The organism is Polaribacter sp. 20A6 (assembly GCF_011378915.1).
GTDB classification, from domain to species: Bacteria; Bacteroidota; Bacteroidia; order Flavobacteriales; family Flavobacteriaceae; genus Polaribacter; species Polaribacter sejongensis.
Genome location: NZ_WTPZ01000077.1, coordinates 1 through 688, shown reverse-complemented (window position 1 = coordinate 688; position 688 = coordinate 1). Strand labels below are relative to the sequence as shown.

The window sequence follows — 688 nt, the reverse complement described above, 5'->3', positions numbered from 1 at the left end:
AACACCAAGGGCACTTGACAATCTGACAGATATAAAGAGTGTTTGTGTCAGACTGAAGAACACAAACGATAAAACTGATCTCTGCTGTGATCTACTGAGGAGAGATTGAGAAGATGGCAATGTTGGTGGTTTTAGCAGCTCTTCTCTCTGCTTTTCTTATGAGAGGATGCACTCAGAATATAAACATGCCAGCCGACTGTTCTGACATTTATAACTCCGGACAAACAGTCAGTGGGATTTACTCCATCTATCCAGCAGGATACATTCCTGTCTGGGTTTACTGTGAGATGGTCTCCGGTGGGAAAGCTGAAGACAACAGAGCATGGACGGTGTTTCAGAGGAGAATGGATGGCACTGTGAATTTCTATCGGCCGTGGAATCAGTACAAGAGAGGATTTGGGAATGTGGAGGGAGAATACTGGCTGGGGCTGGAGAACATGTACCAGCTGACACGTAAGAACAAGTACATGCTGCAAGTGGATCTGGAGGACTTCACCGGGAGGAAAGGTTTTGCTCTGTACTCGTCCTTCTCTGTGGATTCTGAAGCTGAAGGGTACAAACTACATGTTTCAGGATTCACTGATGGAGGAGCAGGAGACTCGATGACCCACCATAATGGACAGAAGTTCACCACCTTTGACAAAGACCAAGACGCCAATGAAAAAAACTGTGCCAAAGTGTATCTCGG

At 46.1% G+C, this 688-nt stretch carries 1 protein-coding gene; it reads left to right on the top strand.

The features are described from left to right. Positions 1–113: 113 nt before the first annotated feature. On the top strand, positions 114–688 hold a 575-nt coding region (locus GQS57_RS18445; RefSeq protein WP_165734439.1), incomplete at its 3' end, for a fibrinogen-related domain-containing protein.